The organism is Mesorhizobium sp. B2-3-6, assembly GCF_006442305.1.
In the GTDB taxonomy this organism is placed as follows: Bacteria; Pseudomonadota; Alphaproteobacteria; order Rhizobiales; family Rhizobiaceae; genus Mesorhizobium.
The window spans coordinates 33,060-48,378 of sequence record NZ_VFVW01000012.1 but is presented as its reverse complement, the minus strand read 5'-3'; the positions used below and the strand labels follow the sequence as shown (position 1 = coordinate 48,378).

Genomic DNA, 15,319 nt, shown 5'->3' with positions numbered 1-15,319 from the left:
TAGATTTCCGATTATCGCCACGTCACGTCGGCGGCGTGCCGTTCTCCGCCAACACCGCGCCAGCCAGATAGAGCGAGCCGCCGATCAGGATTCGCGGCGGCGGGCCGTCCCAGGTGTCGCGCAGCAACATCAGCGCGCTGGCGACGGAACTCACCGGCTCGGCCGTAAGCCCGGCCTCCGTGGCGCGGGCCGCCAGTTCGTCGTTCGGCACGCTGGCGTCGCTCAGGCTCACCGGCACGGTATAGACGTGCCGGGCGAGGCCATTGAAGGCGCGGAAATAGCCGCTCTGGTCCTTGGTGTTGATCATGCCGGAGATGAGAAAAAGCGGCCTGGGGTTCTTCTCTTCCTGTTCGGCCAGCGCCTCGGCGACGACCACGCCGGCGCCCGGATTGTGGCCGCCGTCGAGCCAGATGTCGGCGCCCTTCGGCGCCAGTTCCGTCAGCCTGCCTTGCGACAGCTTCTGCATCCGCCCCGGCCAGGCGACAGTGGTCATCGCCTTCTCGGCGGCACGGTGGCTGATCTCGAAGCCGGCTGCCTTGACGGCGGCGATCGCGGCGGCCGCGTTGGCGAACTGGTGGCGCCCGGGCAGCCGCGGCGGCGGCAGATCCATCAAGCCATCATCGTCCTGATAGACCATGCGGCCGTTCTCCTCGAAGGCGAGGAAATCCTGTCCATAGATCAGGGTCGGGCAGCCGAGCCGCTCGGCGGTTTCGATCAGCACCTGCTGCGCCGCCTCGGTTTCCTGCGCCCCGATGACCACCGGGCAGCCGCGCTTGATGATGCCGGCCTTCTCGGCCGCGATCAGTTCGACGCGGTCGCCGAGATAGGCTTCGTGGTCCATCGACACCGGCATGATCACCGAGACAGCCGGCCTGGCGATGACATTGGTGGCGTCGAAGCGGCCGCCGAGACCGACCTCGACGATGGCGGCATCGGCCGGATGCTCCGAAAACAGGATGAAGGTGACGGCGGTGAGGATCTCGAAAACGGTGATCTTCTCGCCGCCATTGGCCTTGGCGACGCGGGCGATGGCCTCGGCGAAGATATCGTCCTCGACCAACCTGCCGCCGCCATCGGCCGCCAGCCGGTAGCGCTCGTGCCAGCTGACCAGATGCGGCGAGGTGTGCACGTGCACGAGCCGGCCGGACGCTTCCAGAAGCGCCCGCGAGAAGGCGGCGCAGGAGCCCTTGCCGTTGGTACCGGCGATGTGGATCACCGGCGGCAGCAAGTCCTGAGGATTGCCCAGCCGCTCCAGCAGCCGTGAAATGCGGTCGAGCGAAAGGTCGAAGCCTTTCGGGTGAAGCGCCATCAGCGCTTCGATTTCACGGTCGGCGGCAAGCGTGGTCATGTAGGAGTCCTAAGCGCGCGATGGATCGCGCGCAATCGCGGTTCGCGGCAAAGAGTGTCGCGTCAGGCCTGCGGCCGTGCTTCCGTCGCGACCACCGCCGGCGGCAGGATTTCCGGCTCCAGGGGCTTGTGCTCTTCCGGCATCTTGAGCAGCATCTTCAAGAGCCGCGCGATGGTCCGGCGCATCTCCAGTCGCGACACCACCATGTCGACCATGCCGTGCTCCATCAGATATTCGGAGCGCTGGAAGCCGTCCGGCAGTTTTTCCCGGATGGTCTGCTCGATGACACGCGGTCCGGCGAAGCCGATCAGTGCGCCGGGCTCGGCTATATGCACGTCGCCCAGCATGGCGTAGGAGGCAGTGACGCCGCCGGTCGTCGGATTGGTCAGCACGACGATGTAGGGAAGGCCGGCTTCCTTCAGCCGGTCGACGCCGACCGTGGTGCGCGGCAATTGCATCAGCGACAGGATGCCTTCCTGCATGCGCGCGCCGCCGGAAGCGGCAAACAGGATCAGCGGCCGCTTGCGCTGCACGGCCACCTCGAAGGCATGAACGATGGCGTCGCCCGCGGCCATGCCGAGCGAACCGCCCATGAAGGCAAAATCCTGCACCGTCACCACCACCGGCAGGCCTTCTACGGTGCCCAGCGCGTTGACGATGGCATCTTCCAGGCCGGTCTTGGCCTTGGCGTCCTTCAACCGGTCGGTGTAGCGCTTCTCGTCGCGGAACTTCAGCGGGTCCAGCATGACCTTGGGATTTTCGAGCTGTTCGTATTTGCCGTCGTCGAGGAAGTATTTCAGCCGCTCCTTGGCCGAGATCTTCATGTGATGGCCCGAAGACGGGATGACGAACTGGTTGGATTCCAGATCCTTGTGGAACACCATCTCCCCGGTCTCGGGATCCTTGATCCACAGGTTCTCGGGCATGTCGGTGCGCCGGCCGAGCATCGAATTGATCTTCGGGCGAACGTAGTTGGTGATCCAGTTCATCGCTTCGGCTCCTGTCCTGACGAAGAGTTAGAGCAATTCCAGGAAAAGTGTGAACCGGTTTTCCGACCGGAATTGCGATAAAGCAAAAAGATAGAGCGGTTCGGCGTTTCCGTGAAACGGCAAACCGATCCAGCGCATGCCGCCCGGGATGGCGACGTGCACAAGACCTGAGGTAGGAAAACTATTCGGCGGCAGCAAGGCGGGCCAACCGCACGCCCTGCGCGAGGCCGCTGACCAGCGTGGCGACGGCCTCGGCCGGGTCGGCGGTCTTTTCGCCCTTCGGCCCCAGCACATTCGCGACCGCATTGACGATCGCGGTGCCGACGACGACGCCGTCGGCATTGGCGCCGATGACGCGCGCCTGTTCGGCGGTCTTGACGCCGAAGCCGACGCAGACCGGCAGATCGGTATGGCCCTTGATGCGCTTGACCGCCGCAGCCACCTTGCCGGTGTCGGCCAGCGCGGAACCGGTGATGCCGGTCATCGACACGTAATAGACGAAGCCGGACGTGTTCTGCAGCACCTTGGGCAGGCGCTTGTCGTCGGTGGTCGGCGTCGCCAGCCGGATGAAGTTGATGCCGGCTTTCAGCGCCGGGATGCACAGCTCCTCGTCCATCTCCGGCGGCAGGTCGACGACGATCAGCCCGTCGATGCCGCTGGCCAATGCGTCCTTGAGAAAGCGGTCGACGCCGTAGATGTAGATCGGGTTGTAGTATCCCATCAGAACGATCGGCGTCTCATTGTCGCCGGTGCGGAAGTCAGCCGCCATCTTGAGCGTCTTGACCAGCGTCTGGCCGCCTTTCAGCGCCCGCAAGCCCGCGGCCTGGATCGCCGGGCCATCGGCCATCGGATCGGAGAACGGCATGCCGAGTTCGATGATGTCCGCGCCGGCCGTTGGCAGCGCCTTCATGATCGACAGCGAGGTCTGATAGTCCGGGTCGCCGCCCATGAAATAGGTGACGAGCGCCGGGCGGCCTTCGTTCTTGAGCTTTGCCATGCGGCGATCGATGCGGGTCACCATGATCAGATCTCCATGCCCAGCATCGAAGCCACCGTATGCACGTCCTTGTCGCCGCGGCCGGACAGGTTGACGATGACGATCTGGTCCTTGTCCATGGCGGGCACGATCTTCACCGCATGGGCGATGGCGTGCGCCGATTCGAGCGCCGGGATGATGCCTTCGACGCGTGTGGTCAGCTTGAAGGCCTCCAGCGCCTCGTCGTCGAGGATCGGCACATATTCGACGCGGCCAGAGTCGCGCAGCCAGGAATGCTCCGGGCCGACGCCGGGGTAATCGAGGCCGGCCGAGATCGAATGGCCGTCCATGATCTGGCCGTCGGCATTTTGCAGGAGATAGGTGCGGTTGCCATGCAGCACGCCCGGCGCGCCGGCGTTCATCGAGGCGCAGTGCTCGACGCCGTCGAGGCCACGCCCGCCGGCCTCGATGCCGATGATGCGGACATCCTTGTCGTCGAGGAACGGATGGAACAGGCCGATGGCGTTGGAGCCGCCGCCGACGGCGGCGATGATGGTGTCGGGCAACCGGCCTTCCTGCTCGAGGATCTGAGCGCGCGCCTCCGAACCGATCACCGACTGGAAGTCGCGCACCAGCTCTGGATAGGGGTGCGGGCCGGCGGCGGTGCCGATCAGGTAATAAGTGTCCTCGACATTGGTCACCCAGTCGCGCAGCGCCTCGTTCATGGCGTCCTTCAGCGTGCCATGGCCAGCGGTCACCGGCCGCACTTCGGCGCCGAGCAGCTTCATGCGGAACACGTTGGGGCTCTGGCGGGCAACGTCGGTCGCGCCCATATAGACGACGCAGGGAAACCCAAAACGGGCCGCGACCGTGGCCGATGCCACGCCGTGCTGGCCGGCCCCGGTCTCGGCGATGATGCGCGTCTTGCCCATGCGCTTGGCCAGCAGGATCTGGCCGAGGCAATTGTTGATCTTGTGCGAACCGGTATGGTTCAGGTCCTCGCGCTTGAAATAAACCTTTGCGCCGCCCCCGATGCCCTTCGCCAAGGAAACCTCACGAAGATGCCTGGTCAGTCCTTCGGCGAAATAAAGCTTCGACGGCCGCCCCGCATAATGGGTCGAAAGATCGGTGAGCTCGGCCCTGAAATCCGGATCGTCCTTGACCTCGTTCCAGTGCCGTTCGAGGTCGAGGATCAGCGGCATCAGCGTTTCGGCCACGAAACGACCGCCGAAAATGCCAAACATGCCCTGTTCGTCGGGTCCGGTGCGGAAGGAATTGGGTGTCGCCGGCTTGTTCATCGCCGATCTCCTGGCATCTCGATTTTCTTGAGCATGTCCTGTCGAAAACCGGTTTCCACTTTTCCGGGACATGCTCGGGTTTGAGGCGGTCAGGCGGCGCGGTCGTCTCGCACTGCCTTGACGGCCCGGAAAAACTGCTCGATCAGCGCCGGATCCTTGACGCCCGGCGCGCTTTCCACGCCTGAGGAAATATCTATTCCGGGCGGGCTGGCAAGCCGAAGGGCATCGCCGATATTGGCGGCGTTGAGCCCACCGGAAAGCATGTAATCGAGCCCGGCGTCAAGGCCGGTCAGGATGCGCCAGTCGAACGCAACGCCATTGCCGCCCGGCAACTCGGAGCCCTTCGGCGGCTTGGCGTCGAACAGGAACCGGTCCGCGACCCCGACGAACGGTTTGATGCGCTCGAGATCGGCGGCTTCGCTGAGCGGCAGCGCCTTCATGACCGGCAGGTCATAGCGGGCTTTCAGTTCGGCCACCCGTTCGGGCGTTTCCGAGCCGTGCAGCTGCAGCATGTCCGGGCGCATGCTGTCGATGATGTCGTCCAGGAAGGTGTCGTTGGCGTCGACGGTAACGGCAACCGCCAAAGCCTTGCCGCGCGCCGCTTCGCGCAACCGCCCGGCTGCAGCCGGTTCGATGTAACGCGGGCTCTTGGCAAAGAAAATGAAGCCGACATGGCTGGCGCCGCCGGCCAGCGCCGCGGCCATTGCCTGGTCGGTCTTCAAGCCGCAGATTTTGACGTCGAGTGCCATGGCGCGGGAATTGACATGAAATCGAGGCAGAGTCGAGAAAAAGCATGTTGTTTGCCGGCAGGGCCAAAGGCGCTACCTATCATGGGAAAGCATGCAAGGCGGGAGAACATCATGACTGACAGAACCGTTGCCGAACTCAGGCAGAAGATCGCGCAGGCGCGCGAGGTGATCGCGCATTTGATGGACAAGGCCGCCTTCAACGGCGCCGAGGCGCATCGGGCGCTCGATTATTTCGACACCGACGCCTTCGATCGGAATTTTTTACCGTGGCCGCATCATAGCGAAGAGGGGCTGCGGCCTGAAGAGTTGAACGCCGCGAATGACGATTGAGTTCGTGCGCCCAGTAAGAACGTAGACGCTGGCGGGACCGGAGGTGTGAAGCATCACCGCGGAAAAGCTTATTTTCTGGCGCCGTACGACGCTTCATTGCGCTACTCGAAAACGATCGCCTGCAAGGCCCCGCCATTGCGCTTCAGCCAGTCCTTGCAGCGGTCGGTGTCGGGGCAGAGCTTTTCGCACAATTTCCAGAATTTCGGGCCGTGGTTCATCTCTTTCAGATGCGCTACTTCATGCGCGACGAGGTAGTTGATGACGGGCGGCGGCGCCATCATGATGCGCCAGGAAAAGGACAAATTGCCTTCGGAGGTGCACGAGCCCCAGCGGCTGGACGTATCCTTGTAGCGGATCGCCTTGGCGCGCTTGCCAAGCGCTTCGGTGTGCCTGGCCACCAGCTTCTCGATCTCCTTCTTGGCCTCGCGCTTCAAAAAATCGGCGATGCGGCGCGGCAGGTGGATGCGCTCGCCATGCACGATCAGCAGCGGGCCGCGTTCGTCGCGCGACACGGTGACGGTGCCGCGCCTTGACGGCTCATGCACGATGCGGTGCGGCACGCCGCGGATTGGTATCTTGATGCCTGGCCGTACCTGCGGCCGTGTCGGCACCTTGGCCAGCCGCTGCTCCAGCCAGTCCTGATGACGATCGAGGAACCGCTCCACCTCGCCGCGGCGCAGGCCCGGCGGCACGGTGATACGCAGGCCCTGGCCGCTGGAATCGATGCGCAGCGTCAGACGCCGCGCCCTGGCGCTCTCGACGATCTTGAGCGGCAGCGTGCGGCCGGCAACGCAGTATTCTCGCTCCACGACAGGCGTGGGCTTGGGCTTCGTCAGATTGCGGAAGAATCCGAGGGTCATGGCCGGACGATACGCGATTCGAGAAAAACGAATAGAACAAAAAAGAAACGGCGCCGCTCGCGCGACGCCGTTTTTTCACGATCGGGCCTGTCGCTCGGCCTCAGTCGTCAAGCAGGTTCGAGCCTTTGCCACGCTTGGTGGAGGTCGTGCCTGTGCTCGGGTCGCTCTTTGCCGGAGCGGTCGACTTGTTGCGGTTCGCCATGAAGCGATCGAACTCGTCCTGGTCCTTGGCGCGACGCAATTCGCGGGCGTAGTCGTCGAACTCGGTCAACATATCGTCGAGCTTGCGGCGTTCCTCGGCCAGGCGTTCAAGCTCCTTTTCGCGCCAGTCGTCAAACGCGACGTTGCCGGTCCGGGCGGAGCCGTGGCCCCAGCGCGCGGCTTTGTCGGAACCGCGGCGGCAGCCGGCGAAGATGCCGTCGGTCGCGCGGTTGACGTCACGCTTGAAGCCCTCGAGCCGGTCGCCCCAGATGATGTAGGCGAGCATGGCGAAGCCGAGCGGCCAGAACACCATGAAGCCGATCACCATCAACGCGATGGTTGCCGGCGTCCAGGCCGGGCGGATCAATGCGGATGTGTTCATTTTCTCCCATTCCTTCGGTTGGAGACAGCCAGGACCGGCTGCGTGGAATCGAAATGGGAAGGCAAAAACAGCGATTCAAGACAATGTCGGCTAAAACCGGACAAGCTGCTGAAATGATTATCGCTTTTTGAGCATATCGAGAAAAAGCACGACCAGCCCGGCAATCAGTCCCCAGAATGCGGCGCCGACGCCGAACAAAGTCAGCCCGGAGGCGGTGACGACAAAAGTGACGGTGGCGGCCATGCGCTCGCTTTCGTCCTTGAGCGCGATCGCCAGCGCGTTGGCCAGCGAGGCCATCAGCGCAAGACCCGCAACCAGCACGATCAGGCTCTGCGGCAGGACGGCGAAGATCGCCACCAGGGAGGCGCCGAAAATCGCGAAGATCAGATAGGCAAGGGCATAGAACGGCCCTGTCTTCCAGCGCTCCGTTGGGTCTGGATGAACGTCGGGCCCGGTGCAGATAGCCGCCGAAATTGCCGCCAGATTGGTGGTCGAGCCGCCGAACGGCGCCGAAAGCAGCGAAAACAGGCCGGTGATGCCGATCAGCGGACCGGGTTCCGGATGGTAGCCGGCGGCGCGCAGCACGGCGAGGCCCGACAGGTTCTGCGAAGCCATGGTGACCAGGTAGAGCGGTACTGCCAGGCCGATTATCGCCTTGGCGGTGAACACAGGCGCGATCAGAGTGAGCGTCGACAGTTCAGGAGTGGGCAAACCGCCGACGCGGCCGGTGAGAAACGCGGCGAGACCGCCGCCGACCAGCACTGCCAGCACCGACAGCGCCGGATTGAACAGGCGGATGACGAAGAAGGCGGCGATCAACGGCAGGATCAGCCAGGGATCGGCGGGAACAGTTTTGACCGCATTAAGCGCGAAGGTGACGACAATGCCGGCCAGCATTCCTGAAGCGACCGAGGGCGGTATCCCCGAGATCAGTTTCGTCAGCGGCCGGAACAGCCCGGTGGCGACCAAAAGAATGCCGGTGACGATGAAGGCGGCGACGGCCTCGCCGATCGAAAAACCGCTCGACGCCGCCATCAGCGCCAGGCCCGGCGTCGACCATGCGGTGATGATGGGCATTTTCGTTCGCCAGGACAGCCACAGGCTTTCGACCGCCATGGCCAGGCAGATCGTGGTCACCCAACTCGCGGTCTGAATTTGCGTGGCCTCGACCGCGTGGGCGGCGGCAATGACGATGGCCAGCGTGCCGCCGAAGCCGACGATGGCCGCGACGAAGGCTGAGATCGGGATGGAAAGGCGCATCGTCACTTGCCCCGCGCGGCCATGTCGCCGACCGCCCGCACCAGCATGTCGAGATCCTGCGGCCGCGACAGCCGGTGGTCGCCGTCCGGGATCAGCGACAGCGTGACATCGTCGGCCGGCAGCAGGCTGACCAGCCTCAGCGCATGGCTCGACGGCACGTCCCGATCGGCCAGGCCCTGCAAGACGTGTACGGGGCAGTGCGTGTCGAGCGGGCCTGTCATGACCAGGTTGTCGCGCCCATCCTCGATCAGCGCGCGCGTGTAGATGTAGGGCTCGGTGGAATAGTCCGACGGCTCCTCGAAGAAGCCTTTTTTGGCAAGGTCGCGCTTCTGCGCTTTGGTCAGCACCGGTTCGACCAGTTCTGCGGTAAAATCCGGCGCCGGTGCTAGAAGCACCAGACCGACGACGCTTGCGTCGCCTGCCTTGCGCAATTCCTGCACCATGCGCAGGGCGATCCAGGCGCCCATCGACGAGCCGACCAGGATCTGGCTGCCGCTGGTGAAATGCCGGAACACGGCCAGGCTTTGCGAAAGCCATTTCGAGATCGTGCCGTCGGCAAAGGCGCCGCCGGATTCGCCGTGTCCGGAATAGTCGTGGCGCAGGAAGGCGCGGCCTTCTTTTGCCGCCCAGTCCGAAAGCGCTTCAGCCTTCGTGCCCAGCATGTCCGACTTGTAGCCGCCGAGCCAGACGACGCCAGGCGTCGCGCCCGCAATATGGCGCACCGCGATGCTCGATCCGTCGACATCCAGAAAGACAGGGGCAGTCATGGCTTTTTCCTCACGCCGACTTTCGGCGCAGGGTCTTGTGACACAGCCAGTGGTGTGGCGAAAAGTGCTCGCGATCTTTCTTTGTTTGCCGCAGGCAGCGATCAGGTGATTTTCTGTCAATGCTGTGCTATTGACTCCGCCCGCGCGCTCACCACATTGGCGCGTCCACATATCAACACCTGCAAATCCAGAACGAAACGGCCAAGGAGACCACGACCATTCGCAGACCTTTCAAAGCAGCGGCGCCGACCAAGGATGGGCCGCGCTCCAATCGTGACATCCGGGTTCCCCGGGTCCAGCTTATCGACGCCGAAGGCCAGAACCGTGGCGATGTTTCCATCAACGACGCATTGCTGCTCGCCGAAGAGGCAGGGCTCGATCTCGTCGAGATATCGCCCAACGCGCAGCCGCCCGTCGTAAAAATCCTCGATCTCGGCAAGTTGAAATACGCCAACCAGAAGAAGGCGGCCGAGGCGCGCAAGAACCAGAAGGTCATCGAGATCAAGGAGATCAAGATGCGCCCGAACATCGACAGCCACGACTACGAGACCAAGATGAAGGCGGTGCGCCGCTTCTTCGAGGAAGGCGACAAGGTCAAGCTGACATTGCGCTTCCGTGGCCGCGAGATGGCGCATATGGAGCTCGGCATGCAGCTTCTGAACAAGGTGCGTGAGGAAGTGGCTACCATCGCCAAGGTGGAAGCGGAGCCGAAGCTCGAAGGCCGCCAGATGATGATGGTGCTGGCGCCGCGCTAGATCACGATAAGGTTAGCGCGACCGACGCGCTCCAATTCCGCCTGAATTGTGCTACAGGGCGTCCCGGCGATCGGCGGGACGCCCATTTCTCGGCCATAGCTGCGGTCGCCGGCTAAGCTCTCGACGATCGGATTCCTCCCTTGGACAAAAAACTCAAATACGGGCTGGGTGGCTACCAGCGCACGCGCAGGCTGGTGCTTGCCGTGCTCGTGGTGGTGCTGTTCGCAGCCCTGCTGTTCGGGCAATCGAGCTTTCCGCCTGATACGGCGATGCATGAAACGATCGAGATGTTCGGCGTGCTGCTGATTTTCCTAGGTATCTGCGGCCGCCTTTGGTCGACGCTCTACATAGGTGGGCGCAAATCTTCCGAAGTTGTGACGGGCGGGCCTTATTCGATCACCCGCAACCCGCTCTATGTGTTCTCGACTGTGGCCGCGGCCGGCGTCGGCGCGCAGATCGGCTCGTTCTCCGGCATCATTCTGTTCGCTGTCCTGTGTGCGGGCGCCTTCCATATCGTCATCCTGCGCGAGGAGAAATTCCTTAAGGAAGCGCTCGGCGAGCCCTATCAGGCCTATCTGGCAAGAGTGCCGCGCTTCTTTCCGAAGCTTTCCCTTTACCAGGAAGGCGACACCGGCAGCTTCAAGCCGCGCCTGCTGTTGACAACGCTTCTCGACGGCCTGGTGTTCCTCATCGCGCTGCCGGCCTTCGAACTGATCGACGGCGCCCAGCAGTCGGGTATGCTGCCGGTGTTGTTTACGCTCCCTTGAAGAAGGACCGGGCGCCGCATCCCGGCGTTCGGGGAAACGCGCGGCGCGGTGGGTGTTGCACAGTCGCCTGCTTTGACGTATAGGACCGCCGTTCCAAGAAAACCGCCCGGCAGGGCATGCCGTGGCGGTTTCATTTGCTTTTCGGGCTTTGGTCGGCCCGAAGCGAACAAGAAGCGCGATGGTGCGCCACAATACGGAGTAGCAAAATGCCCAAGATGAAGACCAAATCGGCCGCCAAGAAGCGGTTCAAGATCACCGGTACGGGTAAAGTCCTGTCGGCTGCGGCCGGCAAGCGTCACGGCATGATCAAGCGTTCCAACAAGTTCATTCGAAATGCCCGCGGCACGATGGTTCTGGCTGAACCGGATGGCAAGAAGGTCATCAAGAATTTTCTGCCGAACGGCCTCTGAGCATTCGGCCGGACACGAATTTGTTTTACGCAATTCCGAACGGAAGACCGCAAGGCACTTTTCCTGGAATTGCTTTTAAGGAGATCATGACATGGCACGCGTAAAAAGAGGCGTCACCTCGCACGCCAAGCACAAGAAGGTCCTGAAAGCCGCGAAAGGCTTCTACGGCCGCCGCAAGAACACCATCCGCATCGCCAAGCAGGCGGTGGAAAAGTCGCTGCAATACGCCTATCGCGACCGCAAGAACCGCAAGCGCTCGTTCCGCGCGCTGTGGATCCAGCGCATCAACGCCGCGACGCACGAGCACGGCCTGACCTATGGCCGTTTCATCGACGGCCTCAACAAGGCTGGCATCGAGATCGATCGCAAGATCCTGTCGGATATGGCCATCCACGAGCCGCAGGCTTTCGCCGCGCTCGTGGCCAAGGCCAAGGTTGCTCTTGAGTACCTCAAGAACACCACCCCGAATGCTTTTGAAAGCGCTGTCGCCTAAGACCAGCGCTTCCCAAGCATTCGAAATTCTGATTTGGGGAACCCGCGCTGGCACGGCTGGCGCGGGTTTTTCTTATGCCTGATGTAACCAAATTGGTGACACGCCCGGTGATGGTGGGTTGCCCGATCGAGAGAGTTTCGCCGTGAACGCCACCGCTGGAAATCTTGAAAGCCTGGAAGCTTCGCTGCTCGCCGACATAGCGTCGGCTGCTGACGAGGCCGCGATAGAAGCCGTGCGCGTGGCAGCCCTTGGCAAGAAGGGGTCGATCTCGGAAATGCTGAAGACGCTCGGCTCGATGAGCGCTGAGGAGCGCCAGGTCAAAGGCCCCGCCATCAACGGCCTCAAGAACCGCGTCACCGATGCGCTCACCGCGCGCAAGGCGGAACTCAGGGATGTTGCCATCACTGCCCGCCTCGCCGCGGAGAAGGTCGACGTGACGCTGCCGGTGCGGCAGTCGCCGGCCGAGCGCGGCCGCATTCATCCGATCAGCCAGGTCATCGACGAGATCGCGGCGATCTTCGGCGATCTCGGCTTCGCCATCGCCGAAGGGCCCGACATCGAGACCGACTATTACAATTTCACCGCGCTGAATTTCCCGGAAGGCCATCCGGCGCGCGAGATGCATGACACCTTCTTCTTCCAGCCGGACGAGAAGGGCGAGCGCAAGCTTCTGCGCACCCACACCTCGCCGGTGCAGATCCGCACCATGGAGAAGCAGAAGCCGCCGATCCGCATCGTCATTCCGGGCAAGACCTACCGGCAGGATTCCGACGCCACCCACTCGCCGATGTTCCATCAGGTCGAAGGGCTGGTGATCGACAAATCGGCCAACGTCGCCAACATGAAGTGGGTGCTGGAAGAGTTCTGCAAGGCCTTTTTCGAGGTGCCGTCGGTCAAGATGCGCTTCCGGCCGTCCTTCTTCCCGTTCACCGAGCCAAGCCTCGAGGTCGATATCCAGTGCGACCGCTCGCGGCCAGGCGAGGTGCGCTTCGGCGAAGGCTCCGACTGGATGGAGATCCTTGGCTGCGGCATGGTGCACCCCAACGTTCTGCGCGCTGGCGGGCTCGATCCCGATGAATATCAGGGCTTTGCCTGGGGCATGGGCATCGACCGCATCGCCATGCTGAAATACGGCATGCCGGATCTGCGCGCCTTCTTCGATGCCGATGTGCGCTGGCTGTCGCATTACGGCTTCCGGCCGCTCGACATGCCGACTTTGTTCGGGGGCCTGAGCGCGTGACGGTCAAGACGATTCCTGCTGCGATACATTACGGAACAGCATCATGAAATTCACCCTCTCCTGGCTCAAGGACCATCTCGAGACCGACGCCTCGCTCGGCGAGATCGTCGAGCGGCTGACCTCGATCGGCCTCGAGGTCGAGCATGTCGACGACAAGGCGAGTCTGAAGCCCTTCGTCATCGCCAGGGTGCTGACGGCGGTGCAGCATCCCGACGCCGACCGGCTGCGGGTGCTGACCGTCGACACCGGCGACGGCAAGCCGCCGGTGCAGGTCGTCTGTGGCGCACCCAATGCGCGGGCGGGCATGATCGGCGCCTTCGCCGCGCCCGGCACTTATGTGCCCGGCATCGATGTGACGCTGACGGTTGGCAAGATCAGGGGCGTCGAAAGCCACGGCATGATGTGTTCCGAGCGCGAGCTGGAACTTTCCGACGAGCACAACGGCATCATCGACCTGCCCGAAGATGCGCCGGTCGGCACCAGCTTCGCCGCTTACGCGCATCTCGACGATCCGGTCATCGAGATCAATCTGACGCCAAACCGGCCTGATGCCACCAGCGTTTACGGCATCGCCCGGGATCTCGCGGCGAGCGGTCTCGGCCGCCTCGTCGGCGGCGCGATCATGCCGCATGTCGGCAATGGAATGTGCCCCGTCAAGGTGACGATCGAAGCGCCGGAACTCTGCCCCGGCTTCGCGCTCAATCTGGTCAGCGGCGTCAGGAACGGCCCGTCCCCGAAATGGCTCCAGCAGCGGCTGATCGCCATTGGGCTGAGGCCCATCAGCGCGCTGGTCGATATCACCAACTACGTCACCTTCGATCGTGGCAGGCCGCTGCATGTCTTCGATGCCGGCAAGGTCGCCGGCAATCTTGTCGTGCGTCGCGCCAGGGATGGCGAAAAGGTACTGGCGCTCGACGGCCGCGAATACACGTTGACGCCGGAGATGTGCGTCATCGCCGATGACAATGGCGTGGAATCGATCGCCGGCATCATGGGCGGCGAGCGTTCCGGCTGCGACGAGAACACGACCGACGTGCTGATCGAATCCGCACTCTGGGACCCGATCACCACGGCCCGCACCGGGCGCGCGCTCGGCATCATCACCGATGCCCGCTATCGTTTCGAGCGCGGGGTCGACCCCGAATTCATGGTGCCGGGCGTTGAGCTTGCGACCCGGCTGGTGCTTGATTTCTGCGGCGGCACGCCGACGGAAATCGAGGTGGCCGGCTATGCCGGCCATCAGCCCAAGATCGTCTCCTTCCCGCTGTCGGAAGTGAAGCGGCTGACCGGCATAGAAGTGCCGAAGGCGGAAAGCCTCGATATTCTCACGCGCCTCGGCTTCAAGCCTGAGGGTTCGGGCGATGTCGTCGAAATCGCCGTGCCGTCCTGGCGTCCCGATGTCGACGGCAAGGCCGACCTGGTCGAGGAGGTGATGCGCATCCACGGCGTCGACAACATCGCTTCGCAGCCGCTCGGCGCGCATGACGCGGTCAACGGCAAGATCCTGACGACGCTGCAGATCCGCACCCGCGCGGCCAAGCGGGCGCTGGCCGTGCGCGGCATGATGGAGGCAGTCACCTGGTCGTTCATCCCCGCCAGGCACGCCGAACTGTTCGGCGGCGGGCAGGCTTCGCTCAAGCTCGCCAACCCGATCGCCGCCGACATGTCCGACATGCGGCCCTCACTGCTGCCCGGCCTGATCGCAGCCGCCCAGCGCAATGCCGACAAGGGCATTGGCGACGTGGCGTTGTTCGAGGTCTCCGGCACCTATGAGGGCGACGGCGCCGACCAGCAACGGCGCGTTGCCGCCGGCGTGCGGCGCGGCACCGCCAAGCTCGACGGTTCCGGCCGCAACTGGGCTGGCAATTCCGGTCCGGTCGGCGTGTTCGACGCCAAGGCTGATGCCATCGCCGCACTCGAAGCCTGCGGCGCGCCGGTCGAGCGGCTGCAGATCGAGGCCGGCGGCCCGTCCTGGTACCATCCTGGTCGTTCCGGAACGATCAAGCTCGGACCGAAGACGGTGCTCGGCACGTTCGGTGAATTTCATCCAAAAACGCTGGAAGGGCTCGACGTCTCCGGCCCGCTCTGCGGCTTCGAAGTGTATGTCGATGCCGTGCCCGAGCCCAAGGCAAAGCCGACGAAAACCAAGCCCAGGCTGGATCTCTCCGCCTTCCAGACGGTGAAGCGCGACTTCGCCTTCGTCGTCGACAAGGCGGTCGAGGCCGGCACGCTGGTACGCGCGGCGCTCGCCGCGGACAAGAAGCTGGTCACCGGCGTCTCGGTCTTTGATGTTTTCGAAGGTGCGGCGCTCGGCGAGGGCAAGAAGTCCATCGCCATCGAAGTGTCGATCCAGCCGGTCGAGAAGACGCTGACCGACGAGGATTTCGAGGCGTTGGCCAGGCGCATCGTCGAGAATGTCGGCAAGCAGACTGGAGGCGTGCTCAGGGCATAGCCTCTTTCCGGGATTGCGGGAGCACGGCGAATCGCCCTCCAA

16 protein-coding genes are annotated in these 15,319 nt (G+C 63.5%); 7 read left to right on the top strand and 9 right to left on the bottom strand.

Annotation, left to right across the window (positions count from 1 at the left end; genetic code table 11):
* Window positions 1-22: 22 nt before the first annotated feature.
* From FJ953_RS27685 to FJ953_RS27665, 5 genes are all read right to left on the bottom strand, one after another.
* Window positions 23-1,348, bottom strand: a complete 1,326-nt coding sequence (locus FJ953_RS27685) for a folylpolyglutamate synthase/dihydrofolate synthase family protein (RefSeq protein WP_140517758.1) — start codon at window positions 1,346-1,348, stop codon at window positions 23-25.
* A 62-nt stretch (window positions 1,349-1,410) separates the two neighbouring features.
* Complete coding sequence (gene accD / locus FJ953_RS27680; protein ID WP_140491161.1) at window positions 1,411-2,337, bottom strand: acetyl-CoA carboxylase, carboxyltransferase subunit beta; 927 nt, start codon at window positions 2,335-2,337, stop codon at window positions 1,411-1,413.
* Window positions 2,338-2,518: 181 nt separating this feature from the next.
* Complete coding sequence (trpA, locus tag FJ953_RS27675; protein WP_140491158.1) at window positions 2,519-3,358, bottom strand: tryptophan synthase subunit alpha; 840 nt, start codon at window positions 3,356-3,358, stop codon at window positions 2,519-2,521.
* A gap of 2 nt (window positions 3,359-3,360) precedes the next feature.
* A complete protein-coding gene (trpB, locus tag FJ953_RS27670) occupies window positions 3,361-4,611 on the bottom strand; it encodes a tryptophan synthase subunit beta (protein WP_140625498.1) in 1,251 nt (416 codons plus the stop codon).
* An 89-nt stretch (window positions 4,612-4,700) separates the two neighbouring features.
* Window positions 4,701-5,360, bottom strand: coding sequence for a phosphoribosylanthranilate isomerase (locus FJ953_RS27665; RefSeq protein WP_140554553.1), 660 nt, complete (start codon window positions 5,358-5,360; stop codon window positions 4,701-4,703).
* 111 nt (window positions 5,361-5,471) lie between these two features.
* Here FJ953_RS27665 and FJ953_RS27660 point away from each other — a divergent pair, with 111 nt between their 5' ends.
* Window positions 5,472-5,690, top strand: coding sequence for a hypothetical protein (locus FJ953_RS27660; protein WP_140491152.1), 219 nt, complete (start codon window positions 5,472-5,474; stop codon window positions 5,688-5,690).
* Between the two features lie 101 nt (window positions 5,691-5,791).
* Here the strand turns inward: FJ953_RS27660 and FJ953_RS27655 are convergent, their stop codons facing one another.
* The 4 genes from FJ953_RS27655 to FJ953_RS27640 form a co-directional block, all read right to left on the bottom strand.
* Window positions 5,792-6,550 carry a M48 family metallopeptidase gene (locus FJ953_RS27655; RefSeq protein WP_140491150.1) on the bottom strand — a complete coding sequence of 253 codons (759 nt, stop codon included), beginning with the start codon at window positions 6,548-6,550 and terminating at the stop codon, window positions 5,792-5,794.
* 100 nt (window positions 6,551-6,650) lie between these two features.
* Window positions 6,651-7,133, bottom strand: coding sequence for a DUF2852 domain-containing protein (locus tag FJ953_RS27650; RefSeq protein WP_140625497.1), 483 nt, complete (start codon window positions 7,131-7,133; stop codon window positions 6,651-6,653).
* A gap of 117 nt (window positions 7,134-7,250) precedes the next feature.
* Window positions 7,251-8,393: a benzoate/H(+) symporter BenE family transporter gene (locus FJ953_RS27645; protein WP_140554552.1), complete on the bottom strand. Its 1,143-nt coding sequence runs from the start codon at window positions 8,391-8,393 to the stop codon at window positions 7,251-7,253.
* A 2-nt stretch (window positions 8,394-8,395) separates the two neighbouring features.
* Window positions 8,396-9,160 carry an alpha/beta hydrolase gene (locus tag FJ953_RS27640; protein WP_140625496.1) on the bottom strand — a complete coding sequence of 255 codons (765 nt, stop codon included), beginning with the start codon at window positions 9,158-9,160 and terminating at the stop codon, window positions 8,396-8,398.
* 218 nt (window positions 9,161-9,378) lie between these two features.
* Here FJ953_RS27640 and infC point away from each other — a divergent pair, with 218 nt between their 5' ends.
* The 6 genes from infC (at window position 9,379) to pheT (ending at window position 15,277) form a co-directional block, all read left to right on the top strand.
* The gene (infC, locus tag FJ953_RS27635) at window positions 9,379-9,915 is read left to right on the top strand and encodes a translation initiation factor IF-3 (RefSeq protein WP_140491142.1); all 537 of its coding nucleotides are present in this window, start codon (window positions 9,379-9,381) and stop codon (window positions 9,913-9,915) included.
* A 140-nt stretch (window positions 9,916-10,055) separates the two neighbouring features.
* Window positions 10,056-10,682, top strand: coding sequence for an isoprenylcysteine carboxylmethyltransferase family protein (locus tag FJ953_RS27630; RefSeq protein ID WP_140563505.1), 627 nt, complete (start codon window positions 10,056-10,058; stop codon window positions 10,680-10,682).
* Window positions 10,683-10,888: 206 nt separating this feature from the next.
* On the top strand, window positions 10,889-11,092 hold the full coding sequence (gene rpmI, locus FJ953_RS27625; protein WP_006201248.1) for a 50S ribosomal protein L35: 204 nt from the start codon (window positions 10,889-10,891) through the stop codon (window positions 11,090-11,092).
* A 91-nt stretch (window positions 11,093-11,183) separates the two neighbouring features.
* A complete protein-coding gene (gene rplT, locus FJ953_RS27620; RefSeq protein ID WP_006201247.1) occupies window positions 11,184-11,585 on the top strand; it encodes a 50S ribosomal protein L20 in 402 nt (133 codons plus the stop codon).
* A gap of 142 nt (window positions 11,586-11,727) precedes the next feature.
* A complete protein-coding gene (gene pheS, locus FJ953_RS27615) occupies window positions 11,728-12,825 on the top strand; it encodes a phenylalanine--tRNA ligase subunit alpha (protein WP_140491135.1) in 1,098 nt (365 codons plus the stop codon).
* A 43-nt stretch (window positions 12,826-12,868) separates the two neighbouring features.
* Window positions 12,869-15,277, top strand: a complete 2,409-nt coding sequence (gene pheT / locus FJ953_RS27610; protein ID WP_140625495.1) for a phenylalanine--tRNA ligase subunit beta — start codon at window positions 12,869-12,871, stop codon at window positions 15,275-15,277.
* The last annotated feature ends 42 nt before the right edge of the window (window positions 15,278-15,319 follow it).

What these genes read in the sequence shown, in the direction of transcription:
- FJ953_RS27685 (WP_140517758.1), bottom strand. Translation starts at nt 1,348, where the DNA reads ATGACCACGCTTGCCGCCGACCGTGAAATCGAAGCGCTGATGGCGCTT.
- accD (WP_140491161.1), bottom strand. Translation starts at nt 2,337, where the DNA reads ATGAACTGGATCACCAACTACGTTCGCCCGAAGATCAATTCGATGCTC.
- trpA (WP_140491158.1), bottom strand. Translation starts at nt 3,358, where the DNA reads ATGGTGACCCGCATCGATCGCCGCATGGCAAAGCTCAAGAACGAAGGC.
- trpB (WP_140625498.1), bottom strand. Translation starts at nt 4,611, where the DNA reads ATGAACAAGCCGGCGACACCCAATTCCTTCCGCACCGGACCCGACGAA.
- FJ953_RS27665 (WP_140554553.1), bottom strand. Translation starts at nt 5,360, where the DNA reads ATGGCACTCGACGTCAAAATCTGCGGCTTGAAGACCGACCAGGCAATG.
- FJ953_RS27660 (WP_140491152.1), top strand. Translation starts at nt 5,472, where the DNA reads ATGACTGACAGAACCGTTGCCGAACTCAGGCAGAAGATCGCGCAGGCG.
- FJ953_RS27655 (WP_140491150.1), bottom strand. Translation starts at nt 6,550, where the DNA reads ATGACCCTCGGATTCTTCCGCAATCTGACGAAGCCCAAGCCCACGCCT.
- FJ953_RS27650 (WP_140625497.1), bottom strand. Translation starts at nt 7,133, where the DNA reads ATGAACACATCCGCATTGATCCGCCCGGCCTGGACGCCGGCAACCATC.
- FJ953_RS27645 (WP_140554552.1), bottom strand. Translation starts at nt 8,393, where the DNA reads ATGCGCCTTTCCATCCCGATCTCAGCCTTCGTCGCGGCCATCGTCGGC.
- FJ953_RS27640 (WP_140625496.1), bottom strand. Translation starts at nt 9,160, where the DNA reads ATGACTGCCCCTGTCTTTCTGGATGTCGACGGATCGAGCATCGCGGTG.
- rpmI (WP_006201248.1), top strand. Translation starts at nt 10,889, where the DNA reads ATGCCCAAGATGAAGACCAAATCGGCCGCCAAGAAGCGGTTCAAGATC.
- rplT (WP_006201247.1), top strand. Translation starts at nt 11,184, where the DNA reads ATGGCACGCGTAAAAAGAGGCGTCACCTCGCACGCCAAGCACAAGAAG.
- pheT (WP_140625495.1), top strand. Translation starts at nt 12,869, where the DNA reads ATGAAATTCACCCTCTCCTGGCTCAAGGACCATCTCGAGACCGACGCC.